Annotated in this window: 21 protein-coding genes and 1 tRNA gene; 19 read left to right on the forward strand and 3 right to left on the reverse strand. The window is 37.7% G+C overall.

Features of this window, described 5'->3' with window-relative positions; all coding sequences use genetic code 11:
• The first annotated feature begins 169 nt into the window (after positions 1–169).
• The 4 genes from BUB77_RS03910 to BUB77_RS03925 all read left to right on the forward strand — a co-directional run bounded on the left by BUB77_RS03910 (position 170) and on the right by BUB77_RS03925 (position 3,302).
• Positions 170–505 carry a GNAT family N-acetyltransferase gene (locus BUB77_RS03910; protein ID WP_084123905.1) on the forward strand — a complete coding sequence of 112 codons (336 nt, stop codon included), beginning with the start codon at positions 170–172 and terminating at the stop codon, positions 503–505.
• A 166-nt stretch (positions 506–671) separates the two neighbouring features.
• A complete protein-coding gene (locus tag BUB77_RS03915) occupies positions 672–1,481 on the forward strand; it encodes a GNAT family N-acetyltransferase (protein ID WP_073273172.1) in 810 nt (269 codons plus the stop codon).
• A gap of 218 nt (positions 1,482–1,699) precedes the next feature.
• The gene (locus tag BUB77_RS03920) at positions 1,700–2,377 is read left to right on the forward strand and encodes a response regulator transcription factor (RefSeq protein ID WP_139241103.1); all 678 of its coding nucleotides are present in this window, start codon (positions 1,700–1,702) and stop codon (positions 2,375–2,377) included.
• Between the two features lies 1 nt (position 2,378).
• Positions 2,379–3,302 carry a sensor histidine kinase gene (locus BUB77_RS03925; RefSeq protein ID WP_073273174.1) on the forward strand — a complete coding sequence of 308 codons (924 nt, stop codon included), beginning with the start codon at positions 2,379–2,381 and terminating at the stop codon, positions 3,300–3,302.
• Positions 3,303–3,323: 21 nt separating this feature from the next.
• Here BUB77_RS03925 and BUB77_RS03930 read toward each other — a convergent pair whose 3' ends face one another.
• On the reverse strand, positions 3,324–5,210 hold the full coding sequence (locus BUB77_RS03930; RefSeq protein ID WP_073273176.1) for a carboxylesterase/lipase family protein: 1,887 nt from the start codon (positions 5,208–5,210) through the stop codon (positions 3,324–3,326).
• 195 nt (positions 5,211–5,405) lie between these two features.
• Here BUB77_RS03930 and BUB77_RS03935 point away from each other — a divergent pair, with 195 nt between their 5' ends.
• From BUB77_RS03935 to BUB77_RS03950, 4 genes are all read left to right on the forward strand, one after another.
• Entirely contained in the window at positions 5,406–6,005 is a 600-nt protein-coding gene (locus BUB77_RS03935; protein WP_073273178.1) for a TetR/AcrR family transcriptional regulator, read from the forward strand.
• A 129-nt stretch (positions 6,006–6,134) separates the two neighbouring features.
• Positions 6,135–7,496 carry an AraC family transcriptional regulator gene (locus BUB77_RS03940; protein ID WP_073273179.1) on the forward strand — a complete coding sequence of 454 codons (1,362 nt, stop codon included), beginning with the start codon at positions 6,135–6,137 and terminating at the stop codon, positions 7,494–7,496.
• A gap of 425 nt (positions 7,497–7,921) precedes the next feature.
• Positions 7,922–8,866, forward strand: a complete 945-nt coding sequence (locus tag BUB77_RS03945) for a helix-turn-helix transcriptional regulator (RefSeq protein WP_073273180.1) — start codon at positions 7,922–7,924, stop codon at positions 8,864–8,866.
• Positions 8,867–8,993: 127 nt separating this feature from the next.
• Positions 8,994–9,695, forward strand: coding sequence for a hypothetical protein (locus tag BUB77_RS03950; RefSeq protein ID WP_073273182.1), 702 nt, complete (start codon positions 8,994–8,996; stop codon positions 9,693–9,695).
• A 280-nt stretch (positions 9,696–9,975) separates the two neighbouring features.
• Here BUB77_RS03950 and BUB77_RS03955 read toward each other — a convergent pair whose 3' ends face one another.
• On the reverse strand, positions 9,976–11,100 hold the full coding sequence (locus BUB77_RS03955) for a helix-turn-helix domain-containing protein (protein WP_073273184.1): 1,125 nt from the start codon (positions 11,098–11,100) through the stop codon (positions 9,976–9,978).
• A gap of 413 nt (positions 11,101–11,513) precedes the next feature.
• On the opposite strand from BUB77_RS03955, the gene BUB77_RS03960 reads away from it, so the two are divergent.
• From BUB77_RS03960 to BUB77_RS29760, 6 genes are all read left to right on the forward strand, one after another.
• Positions 11,514–12,095 carry a GrpB family protein gene (locus BUB77_RS03960; protein WP_073273186.1) on the forward strand — a complete coding sequence of 194 codons (582 nt, stop codon included), beginning with the start codon at positions 11,514–11,516 and terminating at the stop codon, positions 12,093–12,095.
• Positions 12,096–12,151: 56 nt separating this feature from the next.
• A complete protein-coding gene (gene rfbC / locus BUB77_RS03965; protein WP_073273890.1) occupies positions 12,152–12,751 on the forward strand; it encodes a dTDP-4-dehydrorhamnose 3,5-epimerase in 600 nt (199 codons plus the stop codon).
• A gap of 255 nt (positions 12,752–13,006) precedes the next feature.
• Positions 13,007–14,305, forward strand: coding sequence for an alkaline ceramidase (locus BUB77_RS03970; protein WP_073273188.1), 1,299 nt, complete (start codon positions 13,007–13,009; stop codon positions 14,303–14,305).
• 1,086 nt (positions 14,306–15,391) lie between these two features.
• Entirely contained in the window at positions 15,392–17,296 is a 1,905-nt protein-coding gene (locus BUB77_RS03975; RefSeq protein WP_170866573.1) for a X2-like carbohydrate binding domain-containing protein, read from the forward strand.
• Positions 17,297–17,620: 324 nt separating this feature from the next.
• Positions 17,621–19,144, forward strand: a complete 1,524-nt coding sequence (locus tag BUB77_RS03985) for a methyl-accepting chemotaxis protein (protein ID WP_084123907.1) — start codon at positions 17,621–17,623, stop codon at positions 19,142–19,144.
• Positions 19,145–19,399: 255 nt separating this feature from the next.
• Positions 19,400–19,558: a CPC_1213 family protein gene (locus tag BUB77_RS29760; RefSeq protein WP_170866574.1), complete on the forward strand. Its 159-nt coding sequence runs from the start codon at positions 19,400–19,402 to the stop codon at positions 19,556–19,558.
• 142 nt (positions 19,559–19,700) lie between these two features.
• Here BUB77_RS29760 and BUB77_RS03990 read toward each other — a convergent pair whose 3' ends face one another.
• Positions 19,701–21,863: a helix-turn-helix domain-containing protein gene (locus BUB77_RS03990; protein ID WP_073273190.1), complete on the reverse strand. Its 2,163-nt coding sequence runs from the start codon at positions 21,861–21,863 to the stop codon at positions 19,701–19,703.
• A 234-nt stretch (positions 21,864–22,097) separates the two neighbouring features.
• On the opposite strand from BUB77_RS03990, the gene BUB77_RS03995 reads away from it, so the two are divergent.
• The 5 genes from BUB77_RS03995 (at position 22,098) to BUB77_RS04015 (ending at position 26,417) form a co-directional block, all read left to right on the forward strand.
• Positions 22,098–23,309 carry an EAL and HDOD domain-containing protein gene (locus tag BUB77_RS03995; protein WP_073273191.1) on the forward strand — a complete coding sequence of 404 codons (1,212 nt, stop codon included), beginning with the start codon at positions 22,098–22,100 and terminating at the stop codon, positions 23,307–23,309.
• Positions 23,310–23,322: 13 nt separating this feature from the next.
• Entirely contained in the window at positions 23,323–24,300 is a 978-nt protein-coding gene (locus BUB77_RS04000; protein ID WP_073273192.1) for a GGDEF domain-containing protein, read from the forward strand.
• A gap of 597 nt (positions 24,301–24,897) precedes the next feature.
• Complete coding sequence (locus BUB77_RS04005; RefSeq protein WP_073273194.1) at positions 24,898–25,314, forward strand: hypothetical protein; 417 nt, start codon at positions 24,898–24,900, stop codon at positions 25,312–25,314.
• Positions 25,315–25,409: 95 nt separating this feature from the next.
• Positions 25,410–25,481 (forward strand) — tRNA-Gly (locus BUB77_RS04010).
• A gap of 144 nt (positions 25,482–25,625) precedes the next feature.
• Positions 25,626–26,417 (forward strand): hypothetical protein, encoded by a 792-nt coding sequence (locus BUB77_RS04015; protein ID WP_073273196.1) that lies wholly within the window; start codon positions 25,626–25,628, stop codon positions 26,415–26,417.
• Positions 26,418–26,454 lie beyond the last annotated feature (37 nt).

Raw genomic sequence — 26,454 nt, forward strand, 5'->3', positions numbered from 1 at the left:
CTGAAAGTTTGATTTATCAAGTACATAAAAATATTAAATAATATTTGAATAGGGCATTTACAAAATTAAGTTAAAATACCGCGAATAAACTTGATTTTGTGGAAGCCCTATTGTGTTGTATATTATTAAAAATGATTATAATAAATTATGATGCGGATTTTGTGGTAGAATGGTTTTAGCGGCTGCAAGGAATGAAGCAGATAAAAGAATAGGGGGATCAGATATGTTTCAGATGAGGTACTTAGCTGAAAGCGATAAGGAATATTGGTATACACTTGACAAACATTTACCGGAAGCAGAATTTATAAAAAAGGTGACTGATAAAAGAGGATATATTATTCTGGATGATGAAAAACCTATAGGGATATTACGCTATAATATGTTTTGGGATAATACACCTTTCTTAACACTAATTTACATTGATTTCGCTTATCACAAGAAAGGATATGGCAGGAAAGCAATGGAGTTTTGGGAAAATGAAATGTTCATGGTAAAAGCTCTTTAGAATAAGCTGTTACTGGAGGGTTGCAACTATCTTACGGATAATATGGTTTCCTTTGAATTGCGAGCCGGGCACAGAAAATGCCGCTGTCTTTTGTGGTAAAGGCTAGTAAGTGTTAGAAAAGTTAAATTCGAGTTTATATTATAACTGGAATGGAAGGATTGATTTAATGTCACAAGAAGAAATATTAAAGCTAATAGAAAATATATCCCCTCATGCAAAGGATTATGTAATTAATGCATTTGAAAATGTTGAGGTATTATATTCAAATAATAAAGGTGTATTCTTAAAGGTAGATAACGAAACCTGCTGTATTTTTTATACTTCTTTTCTTAATGAAGAAAGTATAGAAGATGTTTTAGAATTAATTAAATTCAAGACCAATGAATACATTTCAAAAATGAATTCAAAAGAACTATGCTTTAATGTATTTGGAGATAATTTTAAAATAATTAATTTAGTAAGAGAATTAGGTTTCAAATCAGATATGGAGGGATACCATCTTGAATATAGGGGGAAAGAATTACAACAATTTGAGAATTGTAATTTAACTAACAAAGGCTTTGATAGCTATATGTTAAAGGACTTGGTTGATTTATTTGACAGTGCATATTATAAATTGAATATAGATAACGGGTGGGAAACAAAAAGTCATTCTCTAAAGGAAGAACAATTTCATCAGGAACTCAATACTTTGGATAAACTTAATCAAGTATATTCATTTTGGATAAATGATGAATTGGTGGGTGCATACATTTTTCAACAGAATTACATAACTGACATTGTTGTTAAACCAATATACCAAAATAAAGGCTATGGCAGTTATATATTAGCACACTGTATTAGAAATATGAGCGTAAATAAATCTATTAACAAAATAAGGCTTCGGGTTGCAAAATCAAATGTTGGAGCCAAAAAATTATATGAAAGAAATGGTTTCGTTGAAATTGCTTGTTTTGCAGAGCATACCTTTATATAATCCAGGTAAGTGTAGCCAGTACACGTCTCTGATTGGTATACACAGAGTACTGGTAAATTTAGTTTAATTATTTTATTCAATATGATATTATGGTATCAGAAATGATATACAGAAATTTCTTTATGATACTATGGATTTGCAGCTTTCCAGAAAACCGTAGTTCCTGTTAGGAGTAAGCTCATATTCTTCATAAATTGAATAAAAAAAGGATATCAGAAATGGCAAGGATTTTAATAATTGAAGATGATAAAAAATTAAATGATGGGATTCGATTGGCATTATTAAATGAAAAATATGAAATTATGCAGAGCCGTACATTGGAGCAGGCCAGAGCAGTAATGAAAGCAGTGACCTTGGACCTTATTGTTTTGGATTTAAATCTCCCGGATGGAAACGGTCTGGATTTTTTAACGAAGCTGCGCCAAGCTTCCTCCATGCCGGTTATAATTCTTACGGCAAATAATCTTGAGACCGATATTGTTACAGGCTTAGAGCTTGGTGCAGATGATTATATAACGAAGCCCTTCAGTCTGATGGTTCTGCGGGCAAGAGTCAGTGTACAGCTCCGAAAATCAGGTGCTGAGGCAGAAGAGCAGATGATAATCGACGAATTTCAATTTGACTTTCATAAAATGCAGTTTTTGGTAAGGGGAGAGGCAGTCGAACTGAGCAAGACAGAGCAGAGGCTGCTTAGAATTTTACTTAATAATAAAGGGGCTACCGTCAGCCGCAGTGCATTAATTGATAAGGTTTGGAACGGTGATACGGAGTATGTTGATGAACATGCTTTAACGGTATCGGTTAAAAGGCTTCGTGATAAATTAGGTGAAAATCCATCCAATCCGAGTTACATAAAGAATGTATATGGTATTGGTTATACATGGGCGGTGAAATAATATGTGGGCCGCGCTGACATTTGCCCTGATGCTGAGTGTGGTTATTGGGGTATTATATTTTGCAAGAAAAAGAGAAAGAGAATTAATCGGGAAGCTTCAGGCAATGATAGACCGTGCCGCTGACGGGACCTTTGATGTTTCAACAATTGATGAATCAACCTTATCTGCATTGGAGAACAGCATGAACCGCTTTCTTAAAGATAGTGACATGTCATTTAAAAATGTATCATTGCAAAAATATCAAATACAGACTCTGTTATCGGATATATCCCACCAGACAGTTACACCCATATCAAATATATTATTATATACCCAGCTCCTGGAAGAAAAGGACAGGGAGAAAATCTATGGGGAAGAGGTCTCAGCAATTGAAGAACAGACAGAAAAATTAAGCTTTCTGATAAATTCCCTTGTAAAGCTCTCCAGGTTAGAGAGTGGAATTATAAAAGTAGAACCTAAGAATAATAAGGTTCAGAAATTGATTGATAACGTAATGAAGCAGGTACAGATTAAGGCTGAAGAGAAAGACATTGTAATTCATACAGAACCTACAGAGGAAACTGCAGTTTTCGATTTGAAATGGATGGCAGAAGCATTATTTAATATTGTGGATAATGCAATTAAATATACCCACCAGTGTGGAAAAGTAAGTATTACGGTAATTCCATACAGTTTCTTTTTAAGAATTGATATCGCCGATAATGGAATTGGCATTGCGGAGAGTGAGTATAGTAAAATTTTTGGACGGTTTTACCGTTCACAGGCCGTCAGTGAACAGGAAGGTGTGGGCATCGGGCTGTATCTTGCAAGAGAAATCGTCTCGACCCAGGGAGGATATATCAAGGTAGCATCAAAAGCGGGCAGGGGTTCTGTATTTTCGGTATTTCTTCCGATGCAGGAAAGTATCAAAACTGTGACACGATAGAAACCGGAGCCCGCCATCAGGCTATCTTGATCCTATGCTGCTTTCATATTGATCAAAAAAGTGAAGCTTATCTTTAGCAGGTGAAGCTGTCATTTGGATATTGTCATTCAGCTCCAGGGTCCGGTCTTTTTCCGGGTCAAAGGCATCCCATTGGGGCAGTCCTTTGCCGTTGGGGTTGCCGGTGGCGGCAAAATTAATCCAATAGCCTGACATGATTTCAGATAGCTTATAATCCGCAGCCTGGTAGGCTATTCCGGTTTTTTCAAGGTTGTCATAGGCATATGGAATTTCCGAACCGTGGAAGGCTCCTAGCTTTTGCAGACTTGAACTGCCGGGCTGCACGCGGTCAAAATAGTATGTATATACGTTGGAATGTGCTGTCTGGCTTTGCAGCCTTGCCCAAGTATGGACATGCCATCCGAACCATTGTATTGTTCCGCTTTTCAGCTCCGATATTTTAGCCTGTGTGTTGTTGGAAGCGGGGAAAACCGTAAGAAAATCCTTTGCTGCACTGCCATAGGTCTGTCCCACTTCTGCTCTGAAGCTGGCTGCACTTGCTATGGAATAATCAGGCAATAAGGAAAAGGGAAAGGGTAAGGCGGTGAATAGGGTGCTTTCGTCAGCATTGTAGCCTATTAAAGCGGGCACATCATTTTCCTTACCTGTGGCATAGATATGATAGACAGTATCTGGCAATACATAACCGTCTACAATTGGCCGCATGGTGTAGTTTTTGGATGCTTTTAATAAGTCTGCTGCCGGCAGTTTTCGTAAATCGGAGATAGAAGCATGCTGGAAGGAAGCTTCATAATCAGCCCCGGTCTGTTCGGCCTTGCCAAGGGTATCCATTGCCTTCCCTTTTATTCCGCGGCTTCCGAAGTTGGCGCCGCTTTCTCCGATTACACGCTGAAACAATCCCTTTGCAAGGGGCGATGCCTGAAGTATATTTACGCTCATGGAACCGGCAGATTCTCCGGCAATCGTTACATTTTCCGGGTCACCTCCAAAGGCTCTGATGTTATTCTTTACCCATTTAAGGGCTGCAATCTGGTCCAGAATTCCATAGTTTCCCGAGGCCTTGTATCCGGATTCCGCAGTTAGTTCAGGGGAAGCCAGGAAGCCAAAAATCCCCATGCGATAATTTATCGTAACAAATACAACACCTCTTTTTGCCATGTTTTCTCCATTATAAATAGCAAGGGAGCCAGAGCCTGTTTTGTAAGAGCCGCCATGAATGTAAACAATGACCGGAAGTTTGGCAGAGGTTTCGGTAGAAGTTGTCCAGATATTTAAGTAGAGGCAGTCCTCGCTTGACTTTTCATTATCTGAAACAACCCCTGTTAATTCATCTGTCCCCAGCTGCAGGGCAAGAAGCTTTGTTATGGCAGCAGGGAAGTGGTTCTGAGGGGCACTATCGGAAAAATGATCTGCCTTATGGATGCCCTTCCATTTCTGCGGTTCCTGGGGTGCTTTCCAGCGTAAATCTCCAACAGGGGGAGCTGCATAGGGAATTCCGGCAAAGACTTTAACGGATTTATCAGAATTATAAACACCGGCTAAAAGGCCATATTGTGTTTCTATTGTATTTGTATTGAGCGGATGCCTGGTGGAAACGGCAGGTCTGTTTTTTAATGCTGGCTCTGTGATGAGGAATGCAGCAGATACCGTTATAAATAATAGGAGCCATAAGGGAATACGAATATACCATTTCTTCTTTAGAATGAATCCTTTATCAAAAAAAATCACGAAAGTAAGGAGAAGGACAATAACAGTGCGAAGTAAGGTAAATACATTGAAAAACAAAAGGGTTAAAGAGAATAATAGTAAGAGGATATATGGTATCCAGAAACGAAGGCCTGACTTGTGAAAGGTTTCGGATACAGTTATTTTTTCTTTCTCATTTGGCATGATGACACTCCTTTTGGTCAATTAATAAAAATAGGTGAGGATTAAAATTAGTACAGCTGTACTAATTTTAACACGGAGTCTGGTTTTGTCAAGACAACTTTTTTAATGCAAGCTGACAATCAGCGCAAAAAGAACAGTTAAATAACGTTATACTATAGCAATTTGTTATGCTATAATCGGTTTGAGGTGAAGGAATTGAGCGAAGGTATAAAATTTAGAATCTTACAAAAAGCAATTGAGCTTTTTAATGAACGTGGATTTGAAAGTGTATCAATGAGAGATATTGCGGAAGAATTGAATATAAGCCCGGGAAATTTGACTTATCATTTCAGGAAAAAAACGGATATCCTGAATGGTATTATCAGTCTACTGATGGAAGAGCACAATAAAATGAATTATAAGCCGGAGATTACACTAACGGAATTTGATTCCATACTTGTACAGGTGGAGGAGCATCAAAAGCGTTATAGCTTTTATTATAAGAATATAATTGAATTGAAAAATAAGTATCCGGAAATTGCCCAGCTTCAAAAGGATTATAAATTAGAATTTATAGCCATAATAACGAAAACCTTCTGTTATCTGGAACAAAACGGATGGGTGAAGCCGGAAAAAAGAGAAAGGCTGTATGAAGATTTATCAGTTGCTATTTTAGCTATTGCAGCATTTGGAAATCAGATTGATCTGAACAGGGACATGAGAGAGGTTATATGGTCGATGATTTACCCGGTATTAACAGAGGAAGGAATCAAGGAATATCAAACGCTAATCAGGAGGCTGGACACAAGCGATTAATTCGCTGGTGCCCGGCTTATTTTAAAATTTTTGAATAAACAGAAAGCAGAGTATGATAAAAAAAGTCGGGTATGTCTTCATCGTTACTGGTATAGTTAAATTGTCTTAAGACACAAGGGAGAGCTTTCCATGAACTATTACGAACTAATACAGAAATCCATAGATTATATTGAAGCCCATTTGGAGGAGCAGATTAGCATTGAGAAATGTGCAATTGAGGCATCCATGTCAATTGCACATTTCTATCGGATGTTCTTTGCCATTACGGGCTTTCAGATCAAAGAATATATCCGGCTGAGAAGAATCAATGAGGCTGCAAAAGAACTGCATAAGCTCAATATGGAAGAAAGTATGGATACTAAAAATCCATTCCGAATCATTGATTTTGCTGTAAAGTATGACTACGGCAGCGCAGATGCTTTTTCAAGGGCTTTCAAAAAGGTCACCGGATTTCTGCCAAGTAAATATGCGGATCAAAATAATCAGTATTTATTTGAAAGGATTGATATTATGGAAAATTTATTTAAGGAAGAAGATAAAAAGTTATTGGAAAAATACCCGGATATTAAGGTGTTAAAAGAGCTGGACAGTTTCTGGGCTGCATCTTACACAGCTCATAGCAGAACACCGGAAAATGATGCCTTTGAATTTTTAAAGAAATGGGCAAAAGAACAGGGCCTTCTCAGGGAGCATCCGGGTTACCGTGTTTTTGGGTTTGATGTGCCGGACTCGGTTCAGGAGGATGGCTCATATGGCTATGAAGTATGGATGACAATACCGGAGAGCTTTGAAATTCAGGATGAAAAGGTCATAAAAAAGCATTTTAAAGGCGGCCTTTATGCGGTCATGTCCACAACGATTGGTGAAATTGTTTCCGCATGGAAACGCTTTGACAGATGGGTAGGCTTAAGCAAATATGAAATAGCAGGACATCAGTGCTTAGAGGAGCATTTCTCTAATGACGGGTTTGAAAACAGGAATATGGATAAAGAGGATAGGATAAAGGTCGACATTTACATGCCCATAGCTATAAAAAAGAATTCTGACCATGTAATGAAGCTTGCTCCTATCAAAGTAGCATATTACCGCGAATATGGAGAAGATTCCGAAAAGGTGGCCAGGAATGTGTGGAAGGTGATGCTTTCATTTGCACAGGAGCAGAAGCTGAATCCTGAAACAAGCCGTATCTTTATGTATAATCATGGATTCGGCAAGGTCACAAAATACTGGCATGAGATTATGATTACAATGGAAGCTGACAGGACATTTGAAGATTTGCTTGTGAAAGCTAAGGTGTTTGAGGGTGGTACCTATATGACAGCGGAAACAGACCTCAGTAATCTTGCAAGTGCCTGGCAGGACCTGGGAAAGCGGATTGCCCTTAACAAAATAAAAGGAAGCAAGCATCAATGGATTGAAGAATGGATGCTGGATGATTTTTCTTTCCCGGAGCATGGGATTCGAATTTGTTATCCGATTTCTGATAAGTAGAAACAGTGGTAAAGGCTGTAGAGCTTAGTTTAGAATTGAATACCTCAAGATTAATAAGAAGTCAGATTTATTGGAAAGTACCTTTTTAGCAGTATTTCGGAAAAAATAAATCTGTATCCCGTCCTGCCTTTTAAAAAATCCCTTGCTTCAAGGGATTTTTTATTGCACTGAATTATGCTCAATACTAATATTGCTTAATTTTATTTGCTAAAATTAGATGGAAAAAATATTCAAATTAATATATTATAGGTGTAACAAGATACCTTAACAGCCAGGTTCTATGATGTAATTACTAGAAATAGCATTTCGAAAATCTTACTCAATAGCATTTTGAAAATTTGTACTCCCATCCTTGCTTTACTTGACTTTTTCTGCAAGGAAATAAAATTCGGTTTGTGCTATTCTTTTCACGGAGGTGATTTTTAATGGAATGGATAAATAAATTTAATGAGGCAATTGAATATATCGAAAAAAATATAGAAGGAAAAATTGACATGGAGGAAGTAGCCAGGGTTGCCTGTTGTTCGTTGACCCGTTTTCAGCGAATGTTTAATTTTACTACGGATATGACTGTGGGGGAATACATCAGAAACCGAAAAATGTCACTTGCAGCCGATGATTTAAAAAATAGTAATATAAAGATTGTTGACCTTGCCATAAAATATGGCTATGATTCACCGGAGGCTTTTACCAGGGCATTTCAAAATTTTCATGGCATGCCCCCGACTACAGTACGTAAATTGGGAATATCCACGGATTTTCAGCCTATTTCCTTTCAATTAAAAAGGAACGGTGGGAGCTTTAATGTGGGAGCAAAGCCTATATTACGCATAGAGGACTGCAGCAATGAACGGGTCGTTTCTTTTTTTGTGGATTGTCAGGGGCCGGAGGAAGCTGCCGGTAATTTATTGCGGGAATGGGCTGTTGAAAATTTAAGCGATTATACTGCCCGCCGTTATATGGGCTATGCTCCCAAAGGTCATCATCCGGAGGGAGAACAGCATCAGCCCAATGAGCCAATTGATTCCCATGAATATATCATGCAGATGTTTCTCTTGGGAGACGAGGGTAAAGACGATTATTTTTATGGAGCTAAGGTGTGTGATGCACCACAGGGATTATATTTAGTCGGTGATGTTGCACTGAACGAATTTGATGATAAGGGAGATATAGACATTGGCTCCTCTATGCAAACAGCCTTTGCGGTTATGTCGGAATGCTTAAGCAATATGACCGGATATGAGTTTGATTTTGCAGAAAGGCGGCACAGGGAAGAGCAGATACTCTGTAATGAATGGTGGACGAACCCCAATTTGGGAGATTCTGCACTGCAGGGCTTCAAATTATGGCTGCCTGTTAAAAAAATTTAAATCATGATAAGATACGCTGGAATTATGGAATAACCTATAGTATTAAACCCAAAAACAGTTCTGCTCAATTATTAGAGCAGAAGGTAATGTACAGTTATTAGAGCAGAAGGTAAGGTGAAATTGTAATATGCAAAGGAAATTATTAATTGCATCCGTATTTTTAAATATCATATTTTTATCATTGTTTATTATCCTTGGAGTTAATCATTATACCAATCAGTCCGCTGAAGCTCAAGTCAATAAGCTTGTGACAGAGGGGGCCCCAATATCTCCGTCTGAAGGAATCTCAGTTAAAGGAACTCCAGTTATCGTATCTGGTGCTGAAAAAACTGCTGTAACCAATAATTCAGCTAAATTGGATTCCACACCATATTACTATTCAGACCTTATGGAGAACCCCATAGATCAAGCCTATTTATCTTTGGTTACAGATCAGAGTTATTGCCAGATTGAATTCCGTAATTTTCAGGAAAGGTATTATGAAATATGGGAAGAAGAATATCATAAAGTACTAAATATTTTAAAAAATAAAGCAGAATACCCGAAGGATAAAGAAGATATAGAGAAGTTTGATAAAAACGTTGAAAAGTTTTATGAAAATAATAAGGACTTTTTTGAATCGGCAGTATTAAAAGACTACAGCACGGACCCTTCCCTGCCTGAAAAGAATAGCTGGGGAAATGGCACCAGGGATAAGCTAATAGAAATAAAAGGAAAGCTTTACCGGGATGCTTGTATTCAGATAATTACTCTTTTAGAGAAAGGGGATTATAATTTTCCTGAAAAAGTTGATTTTATAAAAGAATCATCTGGGGACATTGAATATTAAAACAGGCCTATGAGGTTTAAGAACTAGGTGCAGAATGGAGGAGGGAAAATGAAATACTTTGATAGAACCCGTAAGTTATCGACTGCTTTAATTTGTATAGGCATACTATTTTTGTTGATTATTATATATCTTATCATAAGCCCAGCTGGAAACCAGGTGATGGAATTCAGTAATGGGAACAGTGTAAGAGCAGCCGTTTATATAGCATGCTCCTTCACTATGTTCCTGTCAAATATGCTAATAGGAATAGCATTGAAATGTTTAGAAATTTCCGCAGTATTTATTTCTCAAGCAGCCTTACAGACTCCCGTTCCAGTTTTTTCATGCTCTGCTTATAAATATCAGTATTCCTGATGATATCATATTTCTTATCACTTGATATTGACTGGTACATAATTTGTAAAATATTCACTCCGGATGTATCAACCTTTTTTGTAACAGCCTCCGCATTCCTTCGCTCATTGATTTCCTTAAAAAATGCCGGAAAACCGGATCTTGCACCAGGAGAGGTGTTGCTGTCAATCAGCTTATCAATATAATTTTCAAATGCGGGGAGGGAATTTGGAATATCATTCTTTTGAAGATAAATCTCTAATGGCATATCAAGCCCATTGTTCAGCCAGTTTCCCAGACTACTTGATATTGAACATACCGTATTTGCAATTACAAGTGCCCTGTCATAATCCTGCTCTTTTAATACAATATTATAAATGGTACGCAAATCAATTATCATATTATCCCAGTCAGCCTGAAGGTTCTGCTCGGATGCTTCAAAGGCCTTCTCATATTCCTGCTTCATCATGTATACTGTCGGCAGAATTCGTTGGGAATTCCATTCTTCGGGAAGCTTCATCTGCTCGAAAATGATTTCAGCCTCATCCAGCCTTCCGCAGCTCATATAATGAGAGGCAGCACTTGTTTTGGCAGCATTACTGATATAGAAATCATCGGAATTCATTAAGTCTTCCCATATTTTCACTATCTTTTCCCTGCATATTTGGACTGTTTCCGGGCTGTCTGAATTTAATGCCGTTACCTGTGATACTGCTGATAATTTAATGGCAGCTTCCAGGCGGAGTTTTTCCGAGTTGGGATACTGCCGAAACATTTGCTCCGCATACGCCATCCCTTCTGAAAGGCCGCTTTCTTCGGCAATCTTCCTAAGCTCCTTCATAATCTGGTTAATTTCCTCCTCCGTAAGCTCACTATTAAATGATAAAAGCTCATCAATTGAAATTTCAAACAGTCTTGCAATTGGTGCTAATAGAGTAATGTCCGGCAGTGAGACATTGGTTTCCCACTTGCTGACTGCCGGAACGGAGACACCCAGCTTTTCCGCCAGCTGCTCCTGTGTCATATTCTTTTCCTTTCTATGGGTATAGATAACCTTACCAAGCTTCATCATTTTTTTCCTCCAGTTTTATTTAGGCCTATGGTAAAATTATAGATATTTTTCTTTGCAGTTACAATAGATGTATAATCAATAAATGGAGAGGAAATTTAACTGGTGGTTAAGAAGGTGCTTTATGCCAGTTTTTTATTAACAGAATATATGGTAATATATAGAGAAAGCGTAGAAGTTGAATTTATAAGGCTATTTTTCTTATTTCACTATTGACTATGACGTCGCGTCGTACTTTATAATCCTCAGTGAGAAGGGAGCAGATGTGAATGAAAAGTGCTATCACACTCCATTACTTATGACAGTACCGCAGACTTGCTTACGGTATGCAATGGGAGCTAGTATCGCAGACTGGTCTGATAGCCTGCCTGCGATATGCAATGGGTAATTGAAATCTTATTATGGAGGAATTACATATGGCGAAAGAATTGTCGGAAATGACCCTGGAAGAGTTGTGGGAGCTGTTTCCAATTATACTAAAAGAATACAATACGGAATATCCGAAATGGTATGAAATAGAAAAGGAAAAACTGGCGGAGAATTTTAACGATGGAACCATTGTAAGAATCAGCCATATTGGCAGCACGGCAATTCCGGGAATTCTTTCAAAGCCAACGATAGATATTCTGATGGAAATATCTTCTGACACTAATATAAGTCAGATAACAGATAGGCTAAAATCAATGCAATGGATATTGATGAATTTTACTGAAGAGCCTGTTTTCAAACAAACCTACAACAAGGGCTATACGAAATATGGCTTTGATGAAAAGGTATATCATCTCCATGTGCGTTATGCTGATGCCTGGAGTGAATTATATTTTAGGGATTATTTGATAGAATGTCCTAAAATTGCCAGGGAGTATGCTGATTTAAAGAAGCAGTTAAAAGAAAAACACGAGCATAACAGAGATGCCTATACAAATGAAAAAGAAGAATTTGTTAGAAAATATTCTGAAATAGCAAAGCAAAAATATGGGGATCGATATAAGATATAATGAAAATGAAATCAGAGGCTGCTATATAATAAAAGAAGATAATTATGAGGCTGGGTATGGGAAGATTTAAGTTTGAAAAATGCTTGGATATAGAAGGACTTTATGTAGTTGAACCGAAATTATTTCCTGATGAAAGAGGCTATTCTATGGAGACATACAATTATAAAGACTTTGCAGAAGCCGGTCTTGATTTGGTATTTCTCCAGGAAAACCAATCAATGTCAACGAAGGGTGTTCTCAGGGGACTGCACTTTCAAAGGACATATCAGCAGGGAAAGCTCGTACGTGTTCTAAGGGGTGAAGTTTTTGATGCGGTGGTTGACATTCGTGAAGGGTCAAATACATATGGCAAGTGGTTTGGTGTTATTTTATCAGCAGAAAAGAAGAATATGTTTTATATACCGGAAGGCTTTGCACATGGTTTCCTTGTTCTATCTGACAGGGCTGAATTCGCCTATAAGCTTACTGACTACTATCATCCGGAAGATGAAGACGGTATTTCCTGGAATGATAAATCAATAGGTATTGATTGGCCGATTTCAAATGATATGAAAGTTATAACGTCGGAAAGAGATAGCAATCACCCGGCCTTTCATGAAGGAATAGCCTTAATGCCTAAAAGGAAATTAGAGTTATCTGCGGATAGAAATTGGTAATATGTGTTAAATTCCTATGAGGAGTATAATTGCCATCACTTTAAAAGAATGATATAATAAACACAGCTAGTATTGGAATAAAAAACAGAAACCCGTTAAAGTATTAGCATTATCTTAGAGAAAAGAGTGGTGAAGGTGATATTAACAATTGTAATAGCTCCATGCAAAGTTAGGTAAGATAGAGCTTGCATGGAGTAAACATCTATCAGATTAACTTTGCACTTTCTAATATAAATAAAAAAGGAGCAAAGTAAAATGAACGAATACAATAAACAAAATACAGCCTTGTTAGGCTTTTCTGAAGTAGATATTACCCCTGCTTATCCGGTAAAGACCATAGGTTTCGGACGTGAGGATGAGTTATCCCGCGGAATTTTGCACCCATTGTCCGCACAAATCTCAGTGTGGGAATTCAATGGGGCCAGATGCTGTCTTATAGCGATAGACCATATTGGATTTTCCAGGGAAAATGCCAATTATTTGCGGAGCGGCATCGGTGAAATCCTGTCCATTCCAAAAGACAGAGTTATGCTATGCTTTTCACATACCCATGGGGCACCGAATGAAAGTATAGAAGCAAGGTATTTTGGATTTCTATGCAGGCAGGTAAATATCGGTGCAATTCAGGCTGAAAAAAGCATGATTCCGGTTATGGCTGCATGGGATAATGCTTACGGTGATATCGGAGTGAACCGCCGGGACGGAAGCCATGACCTGGATAACAGAATTGGCATATTAAAAGTAACCGAAGCAGGCACAGGGAAATTAATTCTGCTGCTGTTGCGCCTTACAGCCCATGCAAATGTGCTGAAAGCAGACAACTACTTTATCTCAGCTGATTATTTTGGCTCAGTAAGGGATTTGCTAAAACATAAATATGATTGTGAGGTCATGCTTACACAAGGTGCATCAGGCAATGTTGCACCGAAATATTTCAAATCCGGCTTTATTCCGGCAGATGCAAATGACTCGGTGCGATTCTGCAACTCTGAAACAGCGCTGGAGGACATGGCCGGGGAGATATACAAGCAGGTGGATTCTGTGATAAACCATATGGAACCCCATATGGTAAAGCACCTTGAGATGTATTCGGTGTATCAGAAACTGCAGGCTGATGTTCCTTCCTACCCCAGGGCCCTGGAGATTGCGGAAGAAGCAAAACGTGAGGCAGGTATTGACGGCACATCCTGGCTATCGGAGGTTAAACGATTATGTGATAATGGCGTGAAGTGCCAGTCAGAAACTGTAGAAATTCAATACTTTGCATTAGATGATGGCTGCCTGTGTGGTGTGGCCAATGAGATCATGTGTGAGTTTGCCCTACGTGCAAAGGAAGGTATTCATAACGATTTCTTTTATCTGGGCGGTTATACCAACGGGTGTACCGGCTATTTCCCTACGGAAGAAGAATACGACATGGGTGGTTATGAAGTTTATTGGTCTATGCTGATTTATTATATCTATCATGGAAGGGTATTTCCCTTAAACCGGGATTGTGCTTCTATGCTCATTGATGAAGCGGTAAAGAATGCTCCGCAACATCTTGGAAAATAATAAATGAGTAAAAATTTAATAATATTTATTTATTATTCCGTATAAATGAATGATAGTTAAATTCTAAAAAATCCTTTGATTTTGATATGCTACCCCTATATAGGACAGTGAAATATAAAAGTCCTATATGGGGGGATTTTTTGTGTCTGCCCAGCACGAAATGAAAAGTGAAAAAGAAAGTAAAACAATAAATAATAGCAATTATATGTTGGACTAGATAACATATAATTGCTATTGAATGTTGAACTAAATAACATATAATAGCAATAGAATGTTGGGCTAAATAGCATATAATAGCAATTGAATGTTGGACTAAATAACATAATAGCATTTGAATGTTGAATTAAATAACATATAATAGCAATTGAATGTCAAATAAAATAACAAATAAAAGAATATTTTAAATAATAAATAAAATAAAAAATGAAATAACGAAACATAATTATATATTTAAAGATATTTACAGCTATTGTATAATGTTAGAGCAAAAATATGCCGATATAATGCAATATAGTAAAAATATTACATAAATATAATGCAAAAATTTATAATGAGCCAAAAATAGGAGGGGAAAATTAGAAAAATACTAAAATATTTAATATTAAATAGAAAATCTCTATGAATAAAACGCACACATTGCACATATAATTAATATTACATATGCGTTCTGACAGCATATAACTGATAACATATATGCACATAAAATGCTTGCACTGACAAGCGGATAACTGATTACATATAAATCATAAACGTCCTCCATAGTTTGCATTTCCGTAATTTCATCAAGGCTGTAGGTTGATTTGAACCTCCATACCTATTGAGCCTGACTTTTAACAATCCAAAAAATCTCCCGGCATAATAAAAAATAATATGTATTACTACAGGCAATAGCAGCATTAACTATTAACGCCTTTATGGCATTAATATATAAATATATCGAAAGATATATTTAAAAATAAACAGGATAGGAGGTGCAGCATGAAGCTTTCTCGCTATAAGCGGCCTATTGCTAAAAATGAGTATGGCTAGTTTTTTATGCTGGATAAGAGGGGTCTGCAAATAACTTTAATAATTGGAGGAAAAGGTATGCGAAAAAATATTTTGCATTTTACAACTGCGGTATTGCTTCTTTGCATTATGTTTTCAATTAATGTAAGAGCAAGCCAGGACACACAGGCGGCATCTGCAGATGCATTTGTACGGGCTTCCGGAACAGAATTCGTCGTAGATGGACATGCTTTCTATTTCGCGGGAGCAAATTCGTATGATTTGTTTACTTATGGTGATGGTTCAAGTACCCAGACAACACAGGATATTGAAACAAAATACATGGATAAGAGCAAAATTGATTCAATTATGAGCCAAATGGCTCAGGATGGGGTTACAGTTTTAAGGACATGGGGCTTCTCCAATGAAAGCTGGCATGGCTTTGAAACATCCAAAGGGGTTTACAGCGAAGCTCAGTTCATGCTGTTTGATTACATCATGGATTCGGCAAGAAGAAACGGCATTAAGGTCATCATTACCCTGGAAAACTATTGGGAAGCCTACGGCGGCATTGATAAAAAGCTTCAATGGCAGGGATTGAGCAGCGGAAATCATACGGCAAGGGCACAATATTTTTCCAATGCAAATTGCAAGAACCAATATAAGGCCTATGCGGAGCATTTTATTAACAGGGTTAACCACTATACAGGAGTTGCCTATAAGGATGACCCTACCATATTTGCGTGGGATTTGATGAATGAGCCCAGATACCAGGATGCAGCAGTTAATGAGAATAAGACGGGTATTACATTAAGAGCCTGGGTAGATGAAATGGCCTCATATATTAAAAGTCTGGATAGAAACCATATGGTTTGTGTGGGAATCGAAGGACATGAAACAAAATATGGTTTTGGCGGTGATGAAGGAAATCCTTTTGTATACATACAGCAGTCACCTTATATTGATTTCTGTTCTGCTCACCCATATCCGGACGAACATTGGGCAAATCTATCGCCGGAAGGAACTAAAAATCTGATGAAGATGTGGATCAACGATGCACATAATGTAGTGAAAAAGCCCTTTGTGATCGGGGAATTCAATACCCATAACAATAAGGACCAATATTGGCCGGCAGTATTTGGAGTTCTGGAAGAAGAGGGAGCCGCAGGAGGCCTGCTGTGGGAATATAATTACAGGAGATTAAGCGATTTTACTGTTATACATGGGGACTCCATCCTTGCGTACTTTAAAGCCCATTCCATCCGGATGACAGCTAAAAATCTACAGGAGAATCAGATAACCCCTGCCAGCGCTGTCTTTGATAAAAAGGCGGACAAGCAGGAGAATATTACGGTTACAATGAAGCTGCTGGCAGGCAATTCCTTAACAGGAATCAAGAATGGTGCACAGGAACTTGGTAGCGGAAGGGACTATACCCTGTCTGGCAATACGGTAATAATCAATAAAAATTACCTTGCCTCCCTGCCCTGCGGAAATACGGTTTTGACCTTTGACATAAGCTCTGGAGCAGATCCGTCTATTACCATAACAGTTGTAGATTCCGGCGCATTAAGTGCTGAAATAAATCCGAAGGAAGCAGGCTTTGATAAAAAAGCTGCAAAGCAAAAGGATATTACTGTAACAATGAATCTTAACGGAAATACTTTCCTTGGTATTAAAAATGGCTCTGCAGCCCTGGTAAACGGTGCGGATTATGAGGTCGTAAATAACACAGCCATCATAAAAAAGAGTTACCTGGCAGCACAAGGTATTGGGACCCTGAACCTGACATTTGATTTCAGCCAGGGCAATGACCCGGTATTAAAGGTTACCATTGTGGATACAACCACACCTGCATACCCGGAATGGGATATTAACAAGCAGTATGTGGGGGGAGAAATCGTTACACATAACGGTAAGCTATGGAAGGCAGAATGGTGGACAAACCGTGAAGAGCCTGGAACAACTGGTGAATGGGGTGTCTGGAGAGAATACAAAGGCTGAGAAAGCTAAGTTACTGTCTGTCTAAGATGGGGTATGATAAAAGGGTGTGATTGCAGAACAGCTTCATTGGCTGCCTTTATAGATTACCTTCACATCTGTTATTAAGAATATTTCATAAAATGCGCTTTCAAAGAATTTTAATATCATCTTTTAAAGCGCATTTTCTTATGCTTTTCCATATTAAAATGCATGATTCCTGTTATATGAATGAATAAAAAACGAAAAAATGTTTTATTCTTTCTTAAACTGTATAATATTGACTTAATTCGACAATAGTGGTATTCTTCTAAATAATACCGGTCAATCATACGGGAAAAGGAGACGATGAGAAAAGATATGGATATTATCAATCAGGGGTTAAATGTCAGGAAGTTTAATGAGAAAGCAGAAAGAAACAAAGTAATCAATAAGTTCCTATTTATTGGAACCACCATATTATATGCATTGTACATAGGAGTTCTGATTCAAAACTATTTGTCCAAGGACATTTCTTCTGTCATAGCGATTGTAATTATTGCTGCCTGCTTTCTTGCAATAGGTACCAATCTGTCCGTTTATATTAAAAAGGCAGCCAGTGATATTTTAGGATGGGGAAGCTTAGTCAGCTTTATGATAATTTACTCTTTTTTTCTATTGAGTGACGGGAGCGATTTTGTCAGATTTAGTGCGATACCTGTTTTGTGTGCGGCAATTTTGTTTTACGATACGAAACTGGTAAAAATCTTCTGTGTATGGAATGGAGTTATCAATATCATCTATTCAATTCTATTAGTTCTGTCAAAATCCGATAATATGTCCCAGAATATCCTGGAGTTGATCATTATCCTGCTGACTCTTAATACCATATACAAATGTACGGATATCGGACAGCGGTTTTCCTATGATTCCCTGCATACTGTAAAAGACCAGCAGGGGATGCAGGAGAAGATGTTAAGTGATATCCTGGAAATTGCAAAGGTTGTTAAAAATGGTACGTCCAAAAGCAGTCAGATAGTGAAGAGCTTAGGTGAATCCACTGAAATCGTTCATTCTGCCATTGGAGAGGTTTCTGTCAGTACCCAGGCCACTGCTAATAACATCCAGGAGCAAACCGTTATGACCCAGACAATCCAGCAATCCATTAAACAAACGGTGGAACATTCTGAAAAAATGGTAATGATTGCTGAAAATGCCTCCGATTCCATTAAAAACGGGCTGCAGGTAATGGGCAATTTAAAGGAGCAGTCGGCCTATATCGCATCGGCTAATGCTGCGGTAGCAGATTCCATGGAAAAGCTGCAGGATAAGATGAATGAGGTACATAATATAGCAAATATCATATTCAGTATTTCCAGCCAGACCAATTTACTGGCATTAAATGCTTCCATTGAGAGTGCAAGGGCAGGTGAAGCCGGAAAGGGGTTTGCAGTTGTAGCGGAGGAAATCAGGCATCTGTCAGAGCAGACCAGAAATTCTACGGAGAATATAGCAAAAATAATTGAGGAATTAAGTCAGAATGCAGCTGAAGCTACTGTCAATGTAAAGGACTCCATCCTGTCTGCTGAGAATCAGGGCGGCTTTATTACATCAGCGTCCCAGAGCTTTGAAAAAATAGAGGAGGATGTAAGCACATTATCCGGGCATATTGTTCAAATTGATACTATGCTGTCAGAACTGGCAGAGGCAAATAATCAAATCGTAGAAAACATCAGTCAGCTGTCTGCCGCAACGGAAGAAATCACAGCCAGCTCCGAAGAGGTATCGGCAATCAGCGAAAAAAATCTTCAAAATGCTGAAAATACAAAAGAATACCTGGAAGAAGTGCTTCAAACAACGAAACGGTTTGATAAATATTTGGAGGGGAATTAATTTTTTAGTAAAAAATATGATTCATGTTATTGTTTCGGTGTTTCGGAGCTTACAGGTGTTCTTATGGAAAATTAATTGAATTAATTCTTGTTCCTATTAGAAAAAGTATAATTGGGCATAATGATATTACGAAATAATGTAAGAATATCTGGAGGATGAATAAGTCCGGCAAGATACGAAAATTAAAAAGCAGGTTTTAAGCAGGTTTTACTTTCTGTCAAGGCAGTTTCGTAAGCAAACACGAAAGGAGTTAATATGAAAAGTACAAAAAATAAGAAAAAGGAAGATGGAAAATTCCACTCAAAGCATATCAAGCATGATCCACAGGCGGAGAGTGCCCGTGCGGTATTTGGACTACAGGATGACAGTCTTCACAGCAGGGAGAATGATACCGTGACGAACCATACTCACTAACTGTTAATTTTATTTTACCATATTAAAACACCCCTTGAAGTCTTTATGTTCAATTATATGAGCATGAAAGCAGCAAGGGGTATTTTAATTTTTTTGGGAAATAAAAAATTTATTGAAAGCAATCGATACAGTTGAGGGGTAATCAAGTATCAGATTGTGCTTTCGCGTATAATTTGGCAATTAATAAATAGAGCATTTCACCAGTTTCCAAAGGCTCCTGGTTAAGGCTCTGTTCTGCCGTATGTACGGATATATCCTTATATCCGAGAGTATTTAACCTTTCAGAAAGTTTATTCTGTATGGTATGTGATATATCAATAATCTGTTCCTCGGTGCTATTATGAAGCACAAACAGAAGTATATTGCCGGCATAATGCCCGATCCAGTCATCGGGAGAAGTCAGGCAGGTATCCAGGCAAGCCTTCAGGGAGGCCTCCAGACATACCTGATTGGAATCCGCTATCAGGGAGGCTGCTTCATAAGTATCGGCAGTTTTTTCCGGTAAAGTGATAACAGCAGCAATAAGTGACAGCTGAGTTTGCTCTATCTTGGATTTTCGAATCTCTTCCGGCAGGTGTTTGTCAATATAATATCTGGTATAAAAGCCGGTCTGCGCATCCTTAAAGCTATCCGCAGTATTGATGGCGGAGTTTTGACCGCCGGGACTGATATTGATTATGGACTGGTTGGAAATATCCTTGATTATTTCCGTAATATAGGTTGACTTTCCTATGCCTTCCGGGAAAGCAAGAACCAGATAGGTCTGTCCGTTTTTTTGCTCCAGCTTAAAGAAGGTATCATTTTGCACATAGGCACGCATGGATACACAATTCTGACAGGATTCATTTTTATTCCAGAAATTATAGCAGTTCAATTCTGGCTGGGGCGTATCATTTTCATATATAAACCAGGAAGTGTGTTCAACCGGATCAACGATACGTGCTGTATCATAAAGCCCATTAAAAATGGCAAGCTTTGATTTAGCCTGCTGAGTAGCCTGGGAAATGATTTCACCGATTGGCATATCAAGCTGGGGATAATTACCGGAAAGGCTTATGCCATGGGCATTCCGGTAGTCGGAAGGAGTGATTCCGCTGTATTTTTTAAATACGGCCGCAAAGTGATTCTGATAACGGAAACCCACGCTTTGGGCAACCTCCAGTATACTTGCATTTTTCTCCAGCAACATTTTCTGGCTTTGCTCAATGCGTATTTTATTAATATTGTCATTTAAGGACAGGCCTGTTTCTGTCTTTATTAAATTTGATATATAATAGGTGCTTAATCTTGTAATATTGGATAGGTCCTCCAGGGTTATCTTTTCGCTGTAATGGCTGTAGAGATAGTCCAGGATTTTTCTTACCGGCTGGGAATAAATGCTTTTTTTACTATCGGAAACGGCTCTTGTAAGTTCAATTAAAGTATTTTTCATCATCTCATAGAGCTCCGTAATATTGTCTGTGAGCTCCATTTTAAGTATCATATCATCTGACATATCCAAGGTCTGAACATAGGGTGCGCCGGCATCAATGGCAGTGTAACAGACCATGGAACAGAGCTTGATAAAGCTGTTCTTAATACTCCTTATATGGTCCGTATTATGGAGCTGGTACATAGGAGCATTGGAGGCACTCTGCTGATTAATGATATGTATAATTTTCTTGGTGTCTCCCTCCTGAATAGCTCGCTTAATGCTAAGATAGGTGGAGGAAGGAATATGCCGTTCGATACCTTTTACATTCCAGACCGGTCCATCATCAACAGGTAAGCTGGCTGTTTTTTTAGTGGTATTCGGATAGCTTTTCAGTATCTGGAGACCTGCATTTTCCTTAAAAAGACTGGTACAGAGAGAATATAATACGGTTCCGTAGGTCATTGCCTTGTCATAGGCAACAATTTTCTTTTTTAGCAGTATTTTATGAAGATCTGTGTAAGTCAGATTAGGAATGCGGTTTTGGGAGGCTAAGGCATTCAATTCAGCATCCGTGAGTGATTTTACTAATATGGGCTCTGTTACGATAGCCCCGATATAATTATTGTTGTCTGTCAGGAAAACCACATGACAGACAATATTATTATGCAGGAAATAAGCATAATATTTATTGTCACTAACAGTACTAGAAAAGGTTTCTGCAAGGAAGGACAATAATTTGTTGAACCCTAAGCAGGTAAATTCATGCAAGGGGATTAATTCAGGGTGTGATAAAACAGGGTTTAAACGGGTATCAAAACAGAAGGAACCGGTTTCAGTAACTTTGTAATAGGTATCCATAATCCTTTTTAAATAAATAGTACCATCCTGCAAGTTAACGCCTCCTTTCATTAAAATATAATGCAAAATATTACAAAAGGCAACAATGTTAAAAAATTTTCCCGTTTATTTTTCTAATTTCGCAACTTTTTATCCACAATATTCTGCAATTGGTATATAATTACTATAACATCATTGTTGAAAAAATATAGTTGTTCATATAAGGTTATAAATTTTTGCACTAGTGGTTGAAATACAGAGGATGTGTTATGTACGACAGGAGGACATATGGATGTATATATTGCCAGACAGCCGATTTTTAACCGAAAAATGAAAGTATATGGATATGAACTCCTTTACAGGCAGAGTGTCAATAATTATTTTGAAGGAGCAGATGATGACCAGGCTACAACTGCTTTGATCAATAATTCCTTTATGGTGTTCGGATTTCAGGAGCTTACGGAACAGACCAGGGGTTTTATAAATTTCTCTCAGAACCTCATATTAAACGAATTGCCTTATATGCTGCCGAAAGACAAGGTAGTGATAGAAATTCTGGAGAGAGTTGAGCCCAATGAGAGAGTGATAGAAGCCTGCAGGAAGCTTAAGGAAAGAGGCTACAAGCTGGCTTTGGACGATTTTGTTCTGGAGCAGTATTCACAGGATTATTTACCGCTAATCGAGCTGGCAGACATCATAAAAGTGGAATTCCCTGCTATTAAGGGAGATGGCATACAAAAGATGATTGATAAATTTGGCAGAAGGATAATTTTCCTAGCTGAAAAGGTTGAGACCAGAGAAGAGCACCAACGTGCCATGGATATGGGATTTAAGCTTTTCCAGGGATATTATTTCAGTAAGCCGGTCATGGAGAATCTAAAAGATATCGGAGCACTGAATGTCAATCTTGTCCGTATTGTAAATGCCCTGAATATTGAACCAATCAACTATGGTAAAATTGCAGAAATCATTCAACAGGATGTTGGGCTTTCTTATAAGTTCTTAAAAATGTCGAATTCCGTATACTATGGGGCGATACACCGCATAAAAAACATCAGGCAGGGTCTTATGTTTATCGGTACAGACGAAATTAAGCACTGGATATATCTGATGATGCTAAGAGGGGTGCAGTGTACAGATAATGCAGAGCTTGTTAAAAATTCCATAATCAGAGGCAAAATGCTTTCTCTTCTGGCTTTGGAATTGCAAATAGAGAATAATTCAGATTATTTTATTGGTGGGATGTTTTCCTCTGTTGATGTGCTTATGAATACCAGCATGGATAAGGCTTTAATCGGGCTTCCTTTGTCACTGGATGTAAGAGAAGCACTGCTCGGAAAGAAAAACCGGCTTAGATGGTATCTGGATTCAGTTCTTGCCCTGGAACAGGCAAAATGGGAGCAGCTATCGAAAATTGCTGATTATCCCCAACTGCCGGCAGACAGGTATATGACATTATATCTGGAAGCCATAAGGTGGCAAAGGACATTAACAGATTAAGGAGTTGATAGGGGTGGAGACTTACGGAGTTATAATAATTGTATCGCTTCTCCTGATAATCAGCTGTCTGCTTTGGAATCGGTTAGATACGAGCAGGGAGAAAAAGATACAGACCTTGTTCTTTGATATTTCCATATTATTCATGGACACAAAAGGTAAAAGGCAAAATGAAAACTGCATAAAGCTGATTGAGGTCCTTGGCAGATTTATCAAGGCAGAGCATATTATATTAAGGCTTGATAAGGAAACAGACAAGAATTCCTCCAACATCTATTTATGGAATAAGAAAGAAAGTAATGCCCCGGAGGAGAGTGAGCCGGAGCTTCTGATAGAGCTTAAGGATAAGGAAGAGGTCATTGGTGCCATTACGATAAAAGGCAGAAAAGCATTAAATTTACTTCGAAAACAAAAAAGTAATTTTGCTCTATTTATAGCGAAACTTATAAACCGGTTTTCGAATGACGATAAGTTATATATTATGGCCTATTATGATCAGCTTACAAAATTGCCGAACAGGGATTATTTATTAAAAATGGCGGATGAGGCCAATGAAGATGCCAGAAAAAAGAATGAAATGGTCGCCTATCTGTTTTTTGACCTGGATGCCTTTAAGACTGTTAATGATACAATGGGACATGAAAGCGGAGATGAACTTCTGAAAGAAGTGGCGGACAGACTGAGCCAGACGGAGAATAAATTCAGCATGGCTGCACGTTACGGCGGAGACGAATATCTTATTATGCTTCAGCATGTAACGGAGCTGGGTCAGGTGATAGGAGCCGCTGAAACACTGATGAGGCTTTTTAAGGAACCCTTTATCCTATCGGGTAAAGATGTCAGCATAACAGCCAGTGTAGGTATTTCCTTATATCCCTGTCATGGGAACAGTATGAATGAATTGCTGATAAAAGCTGACAAGGCCATGTATCAATCCAAAGCAAGAGGAAAAAACCAGTATGATATCATATCCACCGAAAGGGTATGCTTATAATATTTCTTCAAAGGAAATCAGGAATTTAAAACACCTCTTGAAAGTATTGCAGCAAACAAGCGTTTATTCAAGAGGTGTTTTAAATTTATTGAGGGGAAACAAAATGTTTTTTATTGAAAGCAATCGATACAAGTGAGGGGTACATGTATCAGATTGTACTTTCCAATGGAATTAGTGAATAGCGTAGGGCTTTTACAGCCCCGGTATTGATAGATTTTTATCAAAAAGATAAAGTAGCAACATGCTATTTCGATATTATTTATCTTTTAATATTAATATAATACAAAATTCTACAGGAAGCAACAGGATAAAGAAAAAATTTTAAGATTATTTTAATTTTGCTGTAATTTTCATTTATATTTTCGTAAATTTCGTTAGAAAGAAGTCAGTGTTTAGGCATATTTAGCCATGAAAAGCTCTGTTTAGGCAAGTACTTTTATCAATTTATCCGGTTATAAAATAAAGTGTCAATTTTAAGGAAGCAGCCGTTTACATTAGGAGGCTTATATGCTAAGATAGTACGGAGGATATGCAGAATATACCAATGATAATGCATAATACTTCCGCGGACAGATAAAAGGTTAGGGGGATCGTCGCATGGAGAAGAACGGCGGATTACAAAGCTGCTTAAGATGCGGAAATATGTTTTTATATTCAGGTGTAGGAAAATGCATCTGCGAGAATTGCAAAAAGGAAGATGAAGAAGAATTCCAGTCAGTCAAGAATTATATCTATGATCATCCTCTTGCCACAATCATGGAAATCTCCAAAGAAACTGGAGTCAGAGTAACCAGAATCAAGAGCTATCTGAGAGATGGACGGTTAATTATATCAGATGATTCTCCTATTTTTATTAATTGTGAAATCTGCGGAGAGAGCATAAAGTACGGAAGGCTCTGCCGTAACTGCGCCGATACCATGAGCAATGAAATGAGAAATGCCCTGAAAGTCGAAGAGTATCAGGTGGGAGAGAAGCCTAATCCTGCATCAAGGACAAGATTTCTTGAACATTAGTAAAAAGTTGTTGACATAAAGTAATGCTTGTACTATAATATTGTTTGTGTTCGCCAGACGGTATAAAAAATGCCAGACGGCAAGATTACAAACATGCGCGAGTGGCTCAGTGGTGGAGTATCGCCTTGCCAAGGCGAGGGTCGCGGGTTCGAATCCCGTCTCGCGCTTCTCATGAAATGATCGGGAAGTCTTGAGTTTTCAAGACTTCCCGTTTTTTTATATGTCAATAGCCTGTATACACTTTCAATATGCTATACTGGTTATGGCGTCTCATAAACGTCTAATATAAATAAAAAATTGGAGGCTATAAAATGAATAGCAAAACACGTTTTCATAAAATTAAAAAAGTAAATTTATTTATTTTAATTGTAGTATTATTAAGTTCAGCTATATTTTATTGTAATAAAGTTAGCGCTGAAACAAGTATTCAGTATTGGGATAAAAACACAAATAAAATAGTGACTACTACTGAAAAGAAGTTTTTACAAAAGTATGGGTTTTACAAGAAAAAGACCTTTTATAAAGGTTATGATGATAAAGGCAAATTAGCCGTTGAATTTTACTTTGATGAAAAAACAAAAAAAGGTTGTGGAATTTCATATTACTATAGCAATCCATTTGGATTTGAAATAGATTCTTATCAAACTCAAAAAAAATTTACTTATGAAAAGTATTCATTAATGCCCATTATGAATGATACTAAATTTAACCCATATACAGAAGATATTTTAAACTATAAAGAAGAAAAAACTTACAAATTTATTAATAAAAAGCAAAGACTTATAAACTATACATCAACAGGTATAATTAGTGGTGACGAAACAGAAAAAATTGTAGCAATGGATTTTAGTTATGGTAAAAATGGAAAATTAATTTCTAAAAATATTACCGTCAATTCTAATATTTCGGGAAGTTACAGAAGTTCATCAGCTATCTACTATGATAAATTAGAGCGGCCATATTACAGCAAATCATATGTAACTCATGGCAGCCTCCTTGATTTTTATATATATAATGGAAATAGTAAAATTCCTAGTTATATACTTACACTGGACGATAATCTTGGGGTGATAAATCCTGTATTAACTAAAATAACCAAATAGTAATATCAGTTGTAGACAGTCTTTAGACACTTGATAG

The sequence above is a fragment of the Anaerocolumna jejuensis DSM 15929 genome (assembly GCF_900142215.1).
In the GTDB taxonomy this organism is placed as follows: domain Bacteria; phylum Bacillota; class Clostridia; order Lachnospirales; family Lachnospiraceae; genus Anaerocolumna; species Anaerocolumna jejuensis.